Origin of the sequence: Candidatus Pseudothioglobus sp. Uisw_050_01, assembly GCF_048085775.1 — a bacterium.
Classification (GTDB): domain Bacteria; phylum Pseudomonadota; class Gammaproteobacteria; order PS1; family Pseudothioglobaceae; genus Pseudothioglobus.
In genome coordinates, this window is sequence record NZ_CP159804.1 from 1,073,231 (window position 1) to 1,089,824 (window position 16,594).

Below are 16,594 nucleotides of genomic sequence, written 5' to 3' on the forward strand. Positions count from 1 at the left end.
ATCACAGAATGATTAGGATGAGATCTGTCAATAAGTGGTATGGCAAAATTCAAGTTTTGAATGAATGCTCACTGGATGTCTCTAAAGGTGAAGTAATTGTTGTTTGTGGGCCTTCTGGCTCTGGAAAAAGTACTTTGATTAAAACTATTAATGGATTAGTACCAGTTAATAGTGGTGAGATTACAGTATCTGGAACAAATGTTACTGATAAGTCAACAGACCTAGATCAAATGAGGTCTAAAATTGGAATGGTATTTCAGAACTTTGAACTTTTCCCACATATGAATGTAACCGAAAACATAAAACTAGGCCAAACAAAAGTATTAGGTCGAACTAATGAAGAGGCTGAACAAAAAACAAAGACTTTGCTTGAGCGAGTTGGACTTACAGATCATGCTCACAAATATCCATCACAATTATCAGGTGGACAACAACAACGAGTAGCTATTGCTCGTGGACTTGCAATGGAGCCAATGGCAATGCTTTTTGATGAGCCAACTTCTGCTCTAGATCCAGAGATGATTAATGAAGTATTAGATGTTATGGTTAAACTAGCAAAAGATGGAATGACAATGATGGTTGTCACTCATGAAATGGGCTTTGCTAGAAAAGTTGCTGATCGTGTAGTCTTTATGGACTGTGGAAAAATTATTGAAGATGCTCCCTCACAAGATTTCTTTGGCTCTCCTCGTAGTGATCGAGCTCAGGAATTTCTCTCCAAGATTTTAAATCACTAAGAAAATGGTATATTTAAATGGAAATTTTATTCCAAAAGAAAAAGCATTTATATCAGTAATGGATAGAGGCTTTCTCTTTGGAGATGGAGTTTACGAGGTATTTCCAGTCTATAATAAAAAAATCATTGGTTTAGAAGCACATCTTTTGAGACTTCAAGAGGGACTTGATGCCATAAATATAAAAAACCCGCATAGTAAAAATGACTGGGTAAATTTAATAGAAAAAATAATATCCTTTAATATTAAAAATGTTAATCAAGCAATTTATTTACAAATATCAAGAGGCTGTGATGAGAACAGAAAGCATACCTATGATGAATTAAATCCAACTATATACATTCAATCAAGTTTGATTGGACCTAGAGAAAAAAATTCTCTTTTAAAAGGTAAATCAGCTATCACAAGAGAAGATATAAGGTGGTTAAAAAGTAATACTAAGGCAACATCTCTTTTGGCAAACACTCTTTACGCTCAAGAGGCTAAAGAAAATAATGCTGAAGAGGCAATTCTACTGCGAGATGATATTGTTACAGAGGCCTCTAGCTCTAATGTCTTTATTGTAAAAGATAACTGTATTTATACGCACCCAAAAGGACGAAACATTCTTCCAGGCATTACTCGAGATATTACTATTGCCTTTGCTAAAAAACTTGATTTTAAAGTAAACGAAATTATATTTAGTAAAGAGCAATTAATGGAAGCTGATGAAGTATGGATTACTAGCTCAACAAGAGAGATTCTCCCCATCACCTCAATTGATAATAATATTATTAATACTGGTCTTTCTGGACCAATATGGTCATTAATTTATGACCAATATCAGTTCTTAAAAACAGCCTAAAAATAAGCTAATCATAAATCTCTCAAAAATCAACTAAATTATTCTAAAAATCGAATATTAAATAATTAGAATAACCAATTCAAGTAAAATCAAAAATGGTGTCGAGGGTATGCCGACAATAAATAGTTATGAACCCCGCCAGGCCTGGAAGGGAGCAACGGTAATAATTCTTTTATGTGTTGGACTCTATTCTCGGCGCCACTTTAAATATAATAAAATAAAAAGTAATGAGCGAACACTACGAAGTTTTAGCAAGAAAATACAGGCCTCATAACTTTAAAGAGCTTGTCGGTCAAACGCATACTGTAAGAACACTTGTAAACGCCCTTGACAACAATAATCTTCACCATGGATTTTTATTTACTGGTACTCGTGGGGTTGGTAAAACCACTATTGCAAGAATTTTTGCGAAATCAGTCAACTGTGAAAATGGTGTAAGCTCTAAACCATGTGGGAAATGTGAAACTTGTATAGAAATTGATAAAGGACAATCTGTAGACCTCATTGAACTTGATGCTGCCTCTCATACTGGCGTTGATAATATGAGAGAAATTCTTGAAAATGCTCAATACACCCCCACTAAAAACCTATATAAAATTTACCTCATTGATGAGGTTCACATGCTTTCTAAAAGCAGCTTTAATGCGCTTTTAAAAACCTTAGAAGAGCCACCAAAACATATTAAATTTTTATTGGCCACCACTGATCCAAAAAAATTACCAATTACCATTCTATCTCGCTGCCTTCAATTTAACTTGAATAAGCTTTCTCATGATGAAATTTTTAATCATCTTAAATTTATCATGGGTGCAGAAAATTTTAAATTTGAAGACGAAGCACTATCTAAGATTGCTGATTTTGGAAATGGATCAATGCGAGATGCTCTTAGCCTTTTAGATCAATCAATATCTTATGGAAATGGGACTGTTAAAGAGGATGATCTCAAAGCAATGCTTGGACTCGTTAGTCATAATGAAATTGTTCAGCTTGCCTCATTAGTTATCAATAGAGATGCTCAAGAGATCTTATTATTTATCAAAGAGCTTGCACATAAAGGAGAAAATCTAACTAATACTCTTAATGATTTAACCTCGCTGTTTCATAAAATTGCAACAACTCAAATAGTTGATGATGCGAAACAAGTCTCTTCAGAAATAAATGAACTTGCAAGTATTATTTCAGCACAAGATTTGCAGCTTTATTATCAGATTGCAATTAATGGCCAAAAAGATATGCGCCACTCTCCAAGTGAACAAATTGGACTTGAGATGACTTTATTAAGAATGATTGCATTTCATCCTGATACTGAGGCTGAAAAAAAAACTCTAAAATCAGCTCAAAGTACTAAAGCCGTTAATAAAGACCATCCTAAAGAAAAAACTCAAGGCAGACTGCTGACTAAAGACAAGTCACCAATTAAAGTGTGGGAAGAAAGTATTCAAACAATAGAAAACCATCTAAACGTAAAATCTCAAGCTGACTGGGAAAAAATAATTAATGAGTTAGGCTTCGCTGGTGCTGCAAAAATGCTTGTTAAAAATACAGTATTTAATTCTCATGAAAATCAATGCCTTTCACTCACCTTAAGTGATGGCTTTGTTAATTTACTTACGCAAAATACACAAAGCTCAATTGAAAAAACTTTAAATGTAGCCTATCCTGGAATAACACTGGTTATTAATCTAGGTTCAACTAATGGAGACTCCTTATCTCAAAAAGAATCTGTTAAAAGTGAAGAAAAACGCAAACAAACAGAAAGTCAATTTTTAAATGATGATGGACTTAAAGAGCTTCAAGAGGTATTTAATTCTCAAGTAGATATAAAGTCTATTAAATCCATAAAGGAGTCTGATAATGTTTAAAGGTGGAATGGCAGGAATGATGCAAAAAGCAAAGCAAATGCAAGAAGATATGGAGAGTGTACAAGAAGAAATTAAATTAATGACTTGTGAGGGCATTTCAGCATCTGGCTCCATTAAAATTATATTAAATGGAGAATATAAAATTACTAGCATTAATATAGATAATTCGCTATTAACAGATAAAGAAATACTTGAAGACTTAATTATGATCGCCTTTAATGATGCATCTTCAAAAGTCAATAGCGCATCTAAAGATAAAATGAAAAATGTGACTGGTGGTTTAAATCTTCCCTTCTAGCTTTCTACTGAATAATAACTATGATTGAAAAACTTAACAAAGCCTTCAGTAAATTACCAGGTGTTGGATCAAAGACTGCTCAAAGATTTATATACCATCTTTTAGAAAGAGATAGGCCAGGAGGTTTAGAAATAGCTAAAGCCCTAACAGACGCAATGGAAAATGTTAAAAACTGTGAAAAATGCCGAACTTTGACTGAAAAAAATATTTGTGAAATCTGCTCTAATATTTCACGAGATAATTCTCAGCTATGTGTTGTTGAAACCCCATCAGATATTCATGTTATCGAGCAGAGTGGTGTCTATACTGGGAAGTATTTTGTGCTTAGTGGCTATCTTTCTCCAATCGATGGCATTGGCGCAGCTGAACTAGGTTTAAATGAATTAGAGGAACTTCTTAGTAAAAGTGATGTTAGTGAAATAATTTTAGCAACTAATGCGACAATTGAAGGCGAAGTAACTGCTCATTATATTCATAATTTAGCTAAAAAATATCAAGTAAAGACAACTAGAATTGCTCATGGAATACCACTTGGAGGTGAGCTTGAATACACAGATATTAATACAATTGCACATGCTCTTTCAGGCCGGAAAGATTACGATTAACTAGCCCTTAAAGCCTTATCTTGACTCGAGTAATTATTGTATAATATGTAAGTTATATCTGACACATCGCCTTCATGGAAAAAACATACAACCCAGAGCTAATCGAACAAAAATATCGCGATTTATGGGAACAAGGCGACCTCTTCTCTTCAAAAGCAAATTCAGCTAGTAAAGATTCATACAGCATCGTCCTCCCCCCTCCAAATGTAACTGGTAGCCTTCATATGGGCCATGCTTTTCAGCACACAATTATGGATGTATACACTCGATATAATCGAAGCAAAGGTAAACAAACCTTGTGGCAGCCTGGCACAGATCATGCGGGCATTGCAACTCAAATGGTAGTCGAAAGACAGCTTGGACTTGAGAATATTTCCAGGCATGACTTAGGTCGTGAGAAATTTACAGAAAAAATCTGGGATTGGAAGTCTAAATCTGGCGGCACTATAACTTCCCAAATGAGGCGTTTAGGTGCTTCAGTTGACTGGGAGCGAGAACGTTTTACAATGGACGAACCTCTATCTAAGGCAGTTCAAAAAGTGTTTATTGACCTTTATAATGAAGGCTTAATCTACCGAGGGAAAAGACTAGTTAACTGGGATCCTGTTCTTTTAACTGCAGTATCTGACTTGGAAGTCATCAGTACTGAGGAGCAAGGCTTTTTATGGCATATCAGATATCAAGTTGCAGAATCTGATGAAGCATTGGTTGTTGCTACAACAAGACCAGAAACCGTGCTTGGAGACACAGCTGTTGCAATTCATCCCGAAGATACTCGATACCAGCATCTTATTGGAAAATTTATAAGCCTTCCTCTTTCTGACAGAAAAATCCCAATTATTGCAGACGACTATGTGGATATGGAATTTGGAACAGGGTGCGTAAAAATTACTCCTGCCCATGATTTTAATGACTATGAAATTGGACAAAGACATAGCCTTGAAATTATCAATATATTAACCGATGATGCCAGCATAAACATTAACGCTCCTGATAAATATCAAGGGCTTGACCGTTTTGATGCACGCAAAGAGGTTGTTAAAGACCTTGAAAATCAAAATTTAATTGAAAAGATTGATCCGCACACTCTTATGGTGCCAAGGGGTGACAGAACTAATAGCATTATTGAGCCCTACATGACAGACCAATGGTTTGTAAAAGTTAAGCCTTTAGCAGGGCCTGCTATAGATGCTGTAAAAAACGGTGACATTCGATTTGTTCCTGAAAACTGGAATAAGACTTATTTCAATTGGATGGACAATATCGAAGATTGGTGTATTTCCCGTCAAATTTGGTGGGGACATCGAATACCAGCGTGGTATGACAAAGAAGGTAAATTCTATGTAGCAAATAACCTAGAAGAAGCTCAGGCTCAGGCTGGTTTTGGAGTTAGTTTAGAGCAAGATGAAGATGTTTTAGATACTTGGTTCTCCTCTGCATTATGGCCTTTTTCTACTCTAGGATGGCCAGAAAAAACCCCAGAATTATCTCGCTTCTATCCAACTAGCGTTCTTGTTACTGGCTTTGATATTATATTTTTCTGGGTAGCTCGAATGATTATGTTTGGGCTAAAATTTGCTAAAGATGTACCCTTTAAAGATATTTATATTACCGGTCTTATTAAGGACGGCAATGGCCAAAAAATGAGTAAATCTAAGGGCAATGTATTAGATCCTATTGACTTGATTGATGGCATCTCACTTAACGATCTTCTTGAGAAAAGAACTCAAGGAATGATGCAACCAAAATTAGCTGAAAAAATTCAAAAACAAACTAAAAAAGAGTTTCCTGATGGGATTCCTGCTTTTGGAACTGATGCAATACGTTTTACCTTTGCTGCTCTAGCATCATTTGGTCGAGATATTAAATTTGATCTAAAAAGGGTTGAAGGCTATCGAAATTTTTGTAATAAACTTTGGAATGCTTCACGCTTTGTCCTGATAAACCTTGAATCTAAATCAATTAATGTTAATGCTGTGTTATCGAACCAAGATAAATGGATACTTTCTAGGCTTCAGCACACAAAAATTGAAGTTGAAAAACATTTGGCTGATTATCGATTAGATTTGATGAGTCAAACTCTATATGAATTTGTTTGGCATGATTATTGTGATTGGTACTTAGAGCTCTCAAAACCACTGCTAGAAAATAATAAGACAAAACAAGGCTGTGAAGCGACTCTTTTGAAAGTTCTCTCAGAAACTTTAGTCTTACTGCACCCAATTATCCCTTTTATCACAGAAGAAATTTTTGAACAATCTCAAAAGCTTCATAGTAGCTCTGATGAAAAGCTTATTTCTCAGGCCTTTCCTGAGCCTGAGAAGGCTCTTTTTAATAATGAAGCGGAATCTGAGATCGAATGGCTGAAAGAATTTATTTTAGGAATTAGAAAAATCAGAGGCGAAATGAATATTTCTCCTGGAAAACCTTTGCAATGCTTTATCAAGAGCTTTAATTCCAAAGACAAAGATTATATTGAAAATAATAAATCAATCATCTTTACCCTAGCTAAATTAGACAGTATTGAACTAATAGTGGCAGATAAAGAAGAGCCTGAGTCTGCAATTGCACTAGTTGGAGAAATGAAAATTTTAATTCCTTTAGCTGGTCTTATCGACAAAGATGCTGAAAAAGATAGACTTAATAAAGAAATTGATAAATTAATAAAACTTAGAGCTCAATTCTCAGGAAAACTAAATAACAAGAAATTTATAAGCGGTGCTCCTGAGGCTGTTGTTAAAAAAGAACAAGATAAACTTGCTACTGTTAAAAAGGCATTAAAAGACATGGAGTCGCAACTTGAAAAAATTTCTTTACTATGAAATACAGTGTAATTCATTGAAAAATCATTGAAAAAACATTTTTAGGAATTTCAACAAGATAGAATGCTGATAAAATCAAATATGAATAAATATAAAGTAATAATATTGACTCTCGTTCTCCTAACTTTTAAAGTTAGTGCAGAATCATTTGTCTACATTACTGACCAACTAGATATCCCTATTAGATCTGATCAAAGCTTTGGACAAAATATAATTCGTCTACTTCCATCTGGAACCAAACTTTCTTTATTACAAAGTACTGAAGATGGATGGGCTCAAGTTCAGTTTGATGATACTATTGGATGGATTAAATCGTTTTATATATCAAATGAGCCTCCTGCGCGTGAAGAGCTTAAAAAGCTCACAAGAACGTATAACGCTAACAAACTATTATTATCCAAACTTACTAGTGAAAAGGAAGTCTTAGAGACCAAACTTTTAACCTTAAAGCAAGAAAATACAGATTTAGTCATTCAAAGCTCAAAATCAAAGGCTGAAAAGGAGCATATTGAAAAAATTTATCAAGATGCCTTAAAACTAGAACACGAAAATGAAAAACATATTCAAGAAAAACTTCAGCTAAAGGCAGAGCTCCAATTATCAGAAAATAATATTCAAATTCAAAAAGGTACTAGCTCTAGAAATTGGTTCATAGTTGGTGCAATAGTACTTTTCTTTGGAATGGTAATTGGTTTTATCATCCCTGGGCTTCTTAATAGAAGACGGTACTAAAAAATTAGGAGAACTAAATGAAAGAATTAAAAAAAGCACTCACCTTTGATGACATATTACTAGTCCCTGCTCACTCTGAAGTGCTTCCAAAAGAAGTTGACTTAACATCAAAGCTTACCAATCAAATAACGTTAAATACACCTATCATCTCTGCTGCAATGGATACAGTTACTGAAGGTAAGCTTGCTATTGCAATTGCTCAAGAAGGCGGCATGGGAGTGATTCATAAAAATATGTCTATTGAAGCGCAAGCTAGAGAAGTAAGAAAAGTAAAACGTTTCGAATCTGGAATCATTAGAGATCCAATTAGTGTTGATCCATCTGCTAGCATTAAGGATGTGTTTGCTCTTCAAGCTCAGCACGGTATTTCAGCATTACCAGTTGTCTCAAATAACATCTTAGTTGGCCTTATTACCAGTCGTGATGTTTTATTTGAAACGCGCCTTGATGAGATAGTTGAAAATGTAATGACTCCTCAAGAATCACTAATTACAGTTAAAGAAGGTGCTTCAATGGAAACTGTTCGCAAACTTCTGCAAAAGCACCGTATTGAAAGGGTTTTAGTTACTGATGAAAAATTTAAACTTGGTGGAATGATTACCGTTAGTGACATTAAGAAAACCAGTGACTTTCCTAAAGCCGCAAAGGATGATTTAGAGAGACTTATTGTTGCAGCTGCAGTTGGTGTTGGAAAAGGAACAGGAGATCGTATTAGCGCTCTGGTAAAGGCTGGCGTCGATGTTATAGTTATTGACACTGCACATGGTCATTCCCAAGGCGTACTTGATCGCGTCATCAAAACAAAAAAAGACTTTCCTGATTTAGAAATTATTGCTGGAAATATTGCAACCGCAGAAGCCGCTTTAGATCTTGTTAAAGCCGGCGCTGACAGTGTTAAAGTTGGAATTGGGCCAGGAAGCATATGCACAACTAGAATTGTTGCAGGCGTTGGGGTACCTCAAATTAGTGCAATTTCTGATATTGCTGATGCCCTTAAAGGAACCAATGTCACAGTAATTGCTGATGGAGGCGTTCGCTTCTCTGGTGATGCAGCTAAAGCCTTTGCAGCTGGAGCACATTGCGTTATGCTTGGCTCTATGCTTGCTGGAACCGAAGAGTCACCTGGAGAGGTTGAACTATTTCAAGGAAGATCTTATAAAGCTTATAGGGGCATGGGCTCAATGGGCGCAATGGGTCAAGCTCATGGCTCGTCAGATCGATACTTTCAAGCTGAACTTGCAGCTGAAAAACTAGTTCCCGAAGGGATAGAAGGAAGAGTCCCTTTCAAAGGGTCTATACGGCCTATTATTCATCAGATGGTTGGAGGCATAAGATCGTCTATGGGTTATACTGGTTGTAAAAACCTTGAAGCCATGAGAACAAAGGTTCAATTCGTTCAAGTTACTGCAGCTGGAATGACAGAATCTCATGTTCATGATGTTTCAATTACTAAGGAAGCGCCAAACTACCATCAATAGAGTAAGGTTTTTATTCTTCGTCTAAAGCCTTAAGCTTAGCAAAACTTTTCTTGTAGCCTGGTTTAGCAAGAATCTCTAAATAAAATGATTTCAAGCTCTCTGCTTCTGCCTCACTGATGCACTTACTTATTTCAGAAGATAAAATAACCTCAGCCTCTTCTTGTGAAGGGCCAAACTTGCAATCAAAATTCCAACAATCAAAATCATCAGGAATTGATTTTTTATTCTCTCTCTTTAAATATTTTTTAACGTCACGCCTAGCAGCCTCAATAAGTCTAGCTGGTTTAATTTTAGGATGAATCAATTCAAATGTCTTTTTCATTATTGAATTACTAGAAATGTTTAAAAAGAGTCTATTTTAATTAAATAAGCGCATAGTAGTTAAGTTACTTTAACAACACAGTAAATACCTTTAACGTTTTTTTTAACCATATAATCATGCTTCTTTATGTCTAAAACTTCCCAAACATTTTCAGTTTCTAAACGCTTAATGGCAATATCAAAGCCATATGACTCATAAACATCTTCATTAATTGTAAAACAAATTATACCTTCTGACTTAACAATTCGTACCAACTCAGAAAACCTATCTGGACCAACATGTCCATGAGTAAAGACTCCAACACAAAGAGCTGCATCATAACTATTAGAATCAATAGGGAGTAATTTATTTAAATTACCGATAAAAAGAGAGTTGTACCCCCTGCCTTGAGCAATATCAATCATCTCTTGAGAAATATCAATTCCATCAAAATTTGAAAAACCAAGGTTTTGAAGCTCTAGCCCAACTAGCCCAGTACCGCAACCGACATCTATTATCTTAAGTTTACAATCTTTGATATGCTCATGAAAAATTTGGACAGTATTAGGTTGTGATACTGTACCTAACAAATCATCGTTATCCTTATCATATAAAAGAGCCCAATCTTTATAGACGCCTAAAAGCTCGTCTTCATTTTTACTTTTAGAAAGATCTAAATTATCATAATACTTCAATCCTTTTTGATTATTAATCATAATACTTAATATAATTTTCCAAAAAATGTCATTCTTGCAGACTCTGAAAGCCTCACATCAGGCTCAGAATTGTAAGCTAAAACCGACAAAACTCTTGTCAAGTCACCCTCTGTTGGAGTTACACGATGAATAGCATTTTTACCTCGAAATAAAACGAGTGAACCATTTTCCATTTTTAATTTTTTAGGAGAGCATCTGTTATTTAATAATTGCGAAACTTGATCATAATTCTTTTCATTATTAGAAGAGTTTCTAAAATCACGAATATACTCAAATCTCCCTCCAGATATAGGCTTTTGTATTAACAATGTAATTGCAAAAGAAGAGTTATCAAAGTGCCAACCTAACTCCTGTCCTTCTTTAGCATAATGAATATTTATTGAAGATAATTCGTCATCATATTTATACAATGCTTCTTCGCTTAAAACCTCGCAAAGAAACTCTTTAAAACTTTTTGAATTATAAAGAAACCTCAAATAAGAGTCACTTGGAACTTGATTATCTGTGATACATCCTTTCGAAGATATCACGGTTTTGTTTCTTGGATGACTGTCTTGAAAACTAGGATCTGAAGGCTCTAAATAAACATTATGTTTGTTGACACAGTAATAAGCCAAATCTTCCTGTTTATTGGCCTCTTTAAGAATTCTTTTAATTGTATCCTTTAAAAGAAAATCTGTAAGAACAAGCAGCCCTTCATTATCTAATTTTCTTTTACACTCAGTCCTATAATCAGAGCTATTAATTGGATGCTTATCCATATTGATAATAGCTGATAATTTATTTTTATTTATCATCACAAACTAAGTATTTAATTTTCATTATAAAAATAATTATATATACAACCAATAAAGATAATTTGTTGTATTTAAGCTTTATGTTAATAGATAATTAATCAATAATTTAAAAGGAACATAATGATTCATTTCGGCCAAATTTCTAAAAAACAGTTTCTAGAAGAGTATTGGCAAAAAAAACCACTTCTAATTAAAAACGCCCTTCCAAACTATATAAGCCCTCTATCTCCTGATGAAATTGCAGGCCTTTCTTGTGAAGAAGAATTTGAATCTAGAATTGTGACTGGATCAATTTCAATGAATAAATGGGACGTAGAAGAAGGGCCGTTTGATGAAAAAATCTTTAAGCAACTTCCAAATAACAAGTGGACTCTTTTAGTTCAAGGTGTAGACAGATACATAAGTGAAGTTCATCAGATTATTGGTGAGTTTGATTTTATTCCAAGGTGGCGCTTTGATGACGTAATGATATCTTTTGCAACATTAGGTGGAAGCGTTGGACCTCATTACGATCATTATGATGTATTTTTACTTCAAGGGCTTGGTAGGCGGCAATGGACAACGAGTACAACTGATTGCAATCTTGAAAATTACTTAAAAGATACCCCACTTCGAATAATGAAAAATTTTATTAAAGAAACAACTTGGGAGGCTGAACCTGGAGACATCGTCTACATACCTCCTAAAGTGGCTCATCATGGTGTAAGTCTTGATGATGAATGTATAACGCTCTCGATTGGCTACAGATCATACTTAAATAATGAAATGCTGAGTTCACTTGAATTGCCTAAAAATAAGATTGATGCCTATCTTAAAGACCCAGAATGGGAAGTGAATATGAATCCAGCTGAAATTACTCAATCAGTAATTGAGCAATCGAGAAAATTTTTAAAAATTAATATGCTACCTGAAGACTTCTTTGGGTGCTTTGTAACCAAGCTTGATCCTGAAGATGAAAGAAAATTTAATGAAATCAGAGCTTACCATGCTCAAGAAGAGATAGAAGAGCTAGGTTTGTATCAGCTACATCCAATATGCAGAATAGCATACCGATTTATCAATCAAGAATTGAGAGTATTCATTAATGGTGAAGTCTTTAATTGTAGCGATATAGATGAAGACTTAGTCGTTAGTTTTTCCAATACAAGAAAACTTCAATTAAGCAATAAAAATAGGGTTCTAGCAGAGCGATTAGTATCATTATCTTTCATCAAAAAATCTACATAAAACTAATCAAAAATTTTAAATTTAGTTTTCATTATTAAAAGCTTCCATAGCATTAATACTCAATGAGAACAGGCAAATTTAGTACATTTGAGAAAAAAAATTAGGGGATAATTCAACTGTTTTATGGATTTTGGTAAGTTTTATCTCAAGCGTACCTTTTGGGTATGTTTTAAATAAAGCTTATTACGTTAAACCATAAAACATTTTTTATTTTATTGGAGTAACGCAATGGACATGAATATAGTTCAAAAAAGTTTTACGTTTGGCAATAGTCAAATCACATTTGAAACAGGAAGAATCGCACGACAATCTCATGGAGCTGTTTTAGCTAGCATGGATGATACACAAGTACTAGTTAGTGTTGTGGGAGCAAAAGAAGCCAAACCAGGCCAATCTTTTTTTCCATTATCAGTAGATTATATTGAAAAGACTTATGCGGCAGGAAAAATCCCCGGTGGCTTTCTTAAAAGAGAAGGGCGTCCAAGTGAAAAAGAAACATTAACTTCTCGCTTAATCGACCGCCCTATTCGTCCATTATTTCCAAATGGCTACATGAATGAAGTTCAAGTTATGATTCAAGTTATTTCTGCAAATAAAAATGTAGATCCTGATATTTTAGCAATGCTTGGCACTTCTGCAGCATTGGCAATTGCTGGGGTTCCTTTTAAAGGGCCCATTGGTGCAGCTCGCGTTGGTTACAAAGATGGAAGCTACATTATTAACCCAACATACTCTGAACTTAAAACTTCAGAACTTGATATGGTTGTTGCTGGAACCAAAGATGCTGTATTAATGGTTGAATCTGAGGCAAGTGAACTTTCAGAGGACGTAATGCTTGCAGCTGTTATGTTTGCACATGAGCAATTTCAAGTAGTTATTGATAGTGTTGCTGAATTTGCAAAAGAGGTAGGAGCTTCTCCTCGCGAATGGGAAGCACCAGCTGAGGATGAATCTCTAATGTCTTCTATTAAATCTAAATTCGAAAGTAAAATTTCTGAGGCTTATCAAACTGTTGACAAGATGGAGCGTTATGAAAAAATGGGTGAGATTAAAGACGCTGCCCTTGAAGAATTTATTAGTGATGCTGATGATTCACCAAGCTCTGATGACGTTAAAAACTATATTAAAAAAATTGAAAAATCAACTGTTAGAGAGCGTATTTTAAAAGGTGAGCCAAGGATCGATGGAAGAGATAGTTCAACGGTTCGCGAGCTAGCAATTGAAACAGGTGTATTAGAAAATACTCATGGTTCAGCACTGTTTACGCGTGGTGAAACTCAAGCCCTTGTTGTTACAACTCTTGGATCAAAAAGAGATGGACAACTTATTGAAAAGCTTGAATCTAATGATCGTATTGAAGATCACTTCATGCTTCATTACAACTTCCCTCCTTACTGTGTTGGTGAGACAGGTCGTGTAATGGGCGTTAAACGTCGTGAAATTGGTCATGGTCGATTGGCACGCAGAGGAATTGCAGCCTGCCTTCCAAGTATTGAAGAATTTCCATACACTATCCGCATTGTTTCAGAAATAACTGAATCTAATGGTTCTAGTTCAATGGCAAGTGTCTGTGGCTCTTCACTTTCACTTATGGATGCAGGTGTTCCAATTAAAGCGCCAGTTGCTGGAATTGCTATGGGTCTTGTTAAGGATGAAGATCGTTTTACAGTCTTGACTGACATTCTTGGTGATGAAGATCACCTTGGTGATATGGACTTTAAAGTTGCTGGAACAGCAAAAGGAATAAATGCACTTCAAATGGATATCAAAATTGATGGCATCACTGAAGATATTATGTCAATTGCACTTAAGCAAGCCAAAGAGGCAAGACTTAATATTCTTGGACAAATGAACCATGTTATTTCTGAGCCTAATGCTGCATCAAAAAATGCTCCTAAAACTAAAGTTATCAAAATCCCTACTGATAAGATTCGTGATGTAATTGGTAAAGGTGGCGAGACTATTAGAGGCATAGTTGCCCAATCAGGTGCTAGCGTTGATGTTGATGATGAAGGAAATGTTAATGTTTTTGCAAATGATACTGAAAGCTTTGAAAAGGCAGTTCAGATGGTTAAAGATGTCACTGCAGTTCCTGAATTAAACAAAGTGTATATGGGTAAGGTAGCAAAAATAGTCGAATTTGGTGCTTTTGTTACAATCATGCCAAATCAGGATGGGCTTCTTCATGTATCTGAAATTGCACATGAAAGAGTCGAAAAAGTTGAGGATCACCTTAAGGAAGGTCAAGAAATTGAAGTTAAAGTTCTTGGGATAGATCGAGGAAGAATTAAACTTTCGAGAAAGGCTTTAATTGATAAGTAATTAAATAAAGCCACCGAAAGGTGGCTTTTTTATTGAATATAATAAATTATGTCAGATAATAAACTCGTAGAACTAGAAGAAAAAATATCATATCTTCAAAATATGCTCGATGAACTTAATATGGTTATTTTCCGTCAAGGTGAAAAAATTGAAAAACTCACTAATCAAATTAAAGAAACTAATGAAAAGATAATTAATCAATCTGAATCACAGCCTGAACAATCTGAAGTGACTGATGATAAGCCACCACATTATTAACTTAGATTAAATTGCCTTAAAAGAGAGAATTTTAGAGCTTATTAAGGGAGAATATGAAAGCAATGAGTTTTCTAGCTACTAAACAATGGCCTGATTTCGCCTCATCATAATTATAAGGGCTAAACCATTAAGCCCCCATACTAAGCTTAAGAGATACATATTAAAGGTCAATCCAATATATTCAGCTAAATAACCAACCAATGCTGGTCCAAAAATAAAGCCAGCAAATCCCATAGTTATAAGATTAGCAACAGTTAAAGATATAGGCTCATCTGTCAGCCTGATAGCTTGCCTAAGAATAATTGCTATAAAGTTAGCTGTTCCAAAACCGAATAGTATCATTCCGAAAATAATTACATAAAAATTTGACGTCAATATTGATAGGAAAAGTATTATGCCTGCAATAATACTAAAATAACCACCAACTAATTTTTCGCTATATTTATTAATCATTTTTGAGGCGATTAGTCTTGCAGAAATCTCACCAACATTAAAGGTCACTATAACGGCTCCTCCTAAGAAAAGAGGTACTAATAAATCTTTTGTTAACCATAAAGCAGACCAATCAAGAATTATGCCCATGGTTGCATAATTCATCATCATTAAAAAGCCAAAAATTAGTATTGATTTTTTTGGAAATTTAAATCTTGGAGTTTTCTTTAAATCTTCAAATGTTTTTGAGAGGCCAAACTTAAATACTATTAATGCTCCTAAAACAAGCATTGATCCAGATATAGAAAAAATTAAACTTACACTTTCAATGTACTTGATTGTAAAGAATGCAGTAATAGCTCCCACTAATGAGCCAAAGCTAAATGCTGCGTGGTATAAAGGCGTAATGACTCTAGAAGTCTTTTCTTCAATCATTGATATTTGTGACTGTGCAGAAGGACTAAAAAAACCTACAAAAAAACCAAATGGTACAAAAGCCAATAAAAACCAGAAGTAATTTGGTGATAGTATTAATAGTAATGGAAGGTACGAAATACCAAGTAAACCAATCATAATGGCATTTTTAGTTCCAATTTTTGGAACAATTAATCTCCCTGATGTTTGGTTACCTATTAAATTTGCAATACCAAAAACCAGAAGGCCAATACCAATTTCCGCCTCAGTTATTTGAAGCCTTTCAGCGTTCCAAGGAATATAAACAAAATATAATCCAATCTGAAAGAGTACTAAGAAGGCGCTAAGAAAGACAGTATAAATACCATTATTATATTTAGCACTCTCAGTCATATCATCACTCTAATTCCTTCTTAGGCTTAAGTGCACTTTGATTGATTAAAACCCCCTTCCAGCCATTACTAACAAATCTGCGAATGTTTAAATGGGAATTATGATTTTCTGGCTCATCAATAACAGATTGATAATGTTCACCAAAACATTTTAACGTATCTGATTCAGAAAGAGAGTGCATCAAGGCAAAACAGAAAACCTTTGCAGAGCTTTGATTTTCTTCTTTGGAGTTAACAAGATCACTATTTGTAAAAGCGACATTTAGAAACTCATATTCTTGATCAATGAGATTAGTAAAATCAGAAAAATTCATCTTAACTCCTGACCTAAGTTGCTCGAGATACTCTTTGGTATTCATC

16 protein-coding genes and 1 other RNA gene are annotated in these 16,594 nt (G+C 34.6%); 12 read left to right on the forward strand and 5 right to left on the reverse strand.

All coding sequences use genetic code 11. The features are described 5' to 3' along the window. The first annotated feature begins 8 nt into the window (after positions 1-8). The 9 genes from ABXT51_RS05400 (at position 9) to guaB (ending at position 9,375) form a co-directional block, all read left to right on the forward strand. Positions 9-737, forward strand: coding sequence for an amino acid ABC transporter ATP-binding protein (locus tag ABXT51_RS05400; protein WP_416696302.1), 729 nt, complete (start codon positions 9-11; stop codon positions 735-737). Between the two features lie 58 nt (positions 738-795). Beyond that, positions 796-1,578, forward strand: coding sequence for an aminotransferase class IV (locus tag ABXT51_RS05405; protein WP_416696303.1), 783 nt, complete (start codon positions 796-798; stop codon positions 1,576-1,578). Between the two features lie 102 nt (positions 1,579-1,680). Continuing rightward, an RNA gene (gene ffs / locus ABXT51_RS05410) (signal recognition particle sRNA small type) lies at positions 1,681-1,776 on the forward strand. A 29-nt stretch (positions 1,777-1,805) separates the two neighbouring features. Then, positions 1,806-3,440 carry a DNA polymerase III subunit gamma/tau gene (dnaX, locus tag ABXT51_RS05415; RefSeq protein WP_416694271.1) on the forward strand — a complete coding sequence of 545 codons (1,635 nt, stop codon included), beginning with the start codon at positions 1,806-1,808 and terminating at the stop codon, positions 3,438-3,440. Then, positions 3,433-3,738, forward strand: coding sequence for a YbaB/EbfC family nucleoid-associated protein (locus ABXT51_RS05420; protein ID WP_416694273.1), 306 nt, complete (start codon positions 3,433-3,435; stop codon positions 3,736-3,738). Before dnaX ends, ABXT51_RS05420 begins: the two co-directional genes overlap by 8 nt. Before the next feature lie 20 nt (positions 3,739-3,758). Continuing rightward, the gene (recR, locus tag ABXT51_RS05425) at positions 3,759-4,343 is read left to right on the forward strand and encodes a recombination mediator RecR (RefSeq protein ID WP_416694275.1); all 585 of its coding nucleotides are present in this window, start codon (positions 3,759-3,761) and stop codon (positions 4,341-4,343) included. Between the two features lie 74 nt (positions 4,344-4,417). Then, positions 4,418-7,165, forward strand: a complete 2,748-nt coding sequence (locus ABXT51_RS05430) for a valine--tRNA ligase (RefSeq protein ID WP_416694277.1) — start codon at positions 4,418-4,420, stop codon at positions 7,163-7,165. 81 nt (positions 7,166-7,246) lie between these two features. Continuing rightward, entirely contained in the window at positions 7,247-7,897 is a 651-nt protein-coding gene (locus tag ABXT51_RS05435) for a TIGR04211 family SH3 domain-containing protein (protein WP_416694279.1), read from the forward strand. Positions 7,898-7,914: 17 nt separating this feature from the next. Then, positions 7,915-9,375: an IMP dehydrogenase gene (gene guaB, locus ABXT51_RS05440; RefSeq protein ID WP_416694281.1), complete on the forward strand. Its 1,461-nt coding sequence runs from the start codon at positions 7,915-7,917 to the stop codon at positions 9,373-9,375. Positions 9,376-9,385: 10 nt separating this feature from the next. Here guaB and ABXT51_RS05445 read toward each other — a convergent pair whose 3' ends face one another. Genes ABXT51_RS05445 through ABXT51_RS05455 form a run of 3 tightly spaced genes read right to left on the reverse strand, consistent with a single transcriptional unit; the run spans position 9,386 to position 11,153 of the window. Further along, positions 9,386-9,697, reverse strand: a complete 312-nt coding sequence (locus tag ABXT51_RS05445; protein ID WP_416694283.1) for a DUF6172 family protein — start codon at positions 9,695-9,697, stop codon at positions 9,386-9,388. Between the two features lie 59 nt (positions 9,698-9,756). Continuing rightward, complete coding sequence (locus tag ABXT51_RS05450) at positions 9,757-10,392, reverse strand: class I SAM-dependent DNA methyltransferase (RefSeq protein WP_416694285.1); 636 nt, start codon at positions 10,390-10,392, stop codon at positions 9,757-9,759. 5 nt (positions 10,393-10,397) lie between these two features. Continuing rightward, complete coding sequence (locus ABXT51_RS05455) at positions 10,398-11,153, reverse strand: 2OG-Fe(II) oxygenase (protein ID WP_416694287.1); 756 nt, start codon at positions 11,151-11,153, stop codon at positions 10,398-10,400. 156 nt (positions 11,154-11,309) lie between these two features. Here ABXT51_RS05455 and ABXT51_RS05460 point away from each other — a divergent pair, with 156 nt between their 5' ends. The 3 genes from ABXT51_RS05460 (at position 11,310) to ABXT51_RS05470 (ending at position 14,996) form a co-directional block, all read left to right on the forward strand. Continuing rightward, positions 11,310-12,416: a cupin domain-containing protein gene (locus ABXT51_RS05460; protein WP_416694289.1), complete on the forward strand. Its 1,107-nt coding sequence runs from the start codon at positions 11,310-11,312 to the stop codon at positions 12,414-12,416. Between the two features lie 228 nt (positions 12,417-12,644). Further along, entirely contained in the window at positions 12,645-14,738 is a 2,094-nt protein-coding gene (gene pnp, locus ABXT51_RS05465) for a polyribonucleotide nucleotidyltransferase (RefSeq protein ID WP_416694291.1), read from the forward strand. Positions 14,739-14,786: 48 nt separating this feature from the next. Further along, on the forward strand, positions 14,787-14,996 hold the full coding sequence (locus ABXT51_RS05470; RefSeq protein WP_416650979.1) for a SlyX family protein: 210 nt from the start codon (positions 14,787-14,789) through the stop codon (positions 14,994-14,996). A 78-nt stretch (positions 14,997-15,074) separates the two neighbouring features. Here ABXT51_RS05470 and ABXT51_RS05475 read toward each other — a convergent pair whose 3' ends face one another. Both ABXT51_RS05475 and ABXT51_RS05480 read right to left on the reverse strand, forming a co-directional pair. Beyond that, entirely contained in the window at positions 15,075-16,235 is a 1,161-nt protein-coding gene (locus ABXT51_RS05475) for an MFS transporter (protein WP_416694293.1), read from the reverse strand. Positions 16,236-16,239: 4 nt separating this feature from the next. Beyond that, positions 16,240-16,593, reverse strand: a complete 354-nt coding sequence (locus ABXT51_RS05480) for a HopJ type III effector protein (protein WP_416694295.1) — start codon at positions 16,591-16,593, stop codon at positions 16,240-16,242. Position 16,594: the final 1 nt, after the last annotated feature.

Bases quoted from the DNA above. Each gene is read 5' to 3' on its own strand.
- ABXT51_RS05400 (WP_416696302.1), top strand. From the start codon at position 9: ATGATTAGGATGAGATCTGTCAATAAGTGGTATGGCAAAATTCAAGTT.
- ABXT51_RS05405 (WP_416696303.1), top strand. From the start codon at position 796: ATGGATAGAGGCTTTCTCTTTGGAGATGGAGTTTACGAGGTATTTCCA.
- dnaX (WP_416694271.1), top strand. From the start codon at position 1,806: ATGAGCGAACACTACGAAGTTTTAGCAAGAAAATACAGGCCTCATAAC.
- ABXT51_RS05420 (WP_416694273.1), top strand. From the start codon at position 3,433: ATGTTTAAAGGTGGAATGGCAGGAATGATGCAAAAAGCAAAGCAAATG.
- recR (WP_416694275.1), top strand. From the start codon at position 3,759: ATGATTGAAAAACTTAACAAAGCCTTCAGTAAATTACCAGGTGTTGGA.
- ABXT51_RS05430 (WP_416694277.1), top strand. From the start codon at position 4,418: ATGGAAAAAACATACAACCCAGAGCTAATCGAACAAAAATATCGCGAT.
- ABXT51_RS05435 (WP_416694279.1), top strand. From the start codon at position 7,247: ATGAATAAATATAAAGTAATAATATTGACTCTCGTTCTCCTAACTTTT.
- guaB (WP_416694281.1), top strand. From the start codon at position 7,915: ATGAAAGAATTAAAAAAAGCACTCACCTTTGATGACATATTACTAGTC.
- ABXT51_RS05445 (WP_416694283.1), bottom strand. From the start codon at position 9,697: ATGAAAAAGACATTTGAATTGATTCATCCTAAAATTAAACCAGCTAGA.
- ABXT51_RS05450 (WP_416694285.1), bottom strand. From the start codon at position 10,392: ATGATTAATAATCAAAAAGGATTGAAGTATTATGATAATTTAGATCTT.
- ABXT51_RS05455 (WP_416694287.1), bottom strand. From the start codon at position 11,153: ATGGATAAGCATCCAATTAATAGCTCTGATTATAGGACTGAGTGTAAA.
- ABXT51_RS05460 (WP_416694289.1), top strand. From the start codon at position 11,310: ATGATTCATTTCGGCCAAATTTCTAAAAAACAGTTTCTAGAAGAGTAT.
- pnp (WP_416694291.1), top strand. From the start codon at position 12,645: ATGGACATGAATATAGTTCAAAAAAGTTTTACGTTTGGCAATAGTCAA.
- ABXT51_RS05470 (WP_416650979.1), top strand. From the start codon at position 14,787: ATGTCAGATAATAAACTCGTAGAACTAGAAGAAAAAATATCATATCTT.
- ABXT51_RS05475 (WP_416694293.1), bottom strand. From the start codon at position 16,235: ATGACTGAGAGTGCTAAATATAATAATGGTATTTATACTGTCTTTCTT.
- ABXT51_RS05480 (WP_416694295.1), bottom strand. From the start codon at position 16,593: ATGAATACCAAAGAGTATCTCGAGCAACTTAGGTCAGGAGTTAAGATG.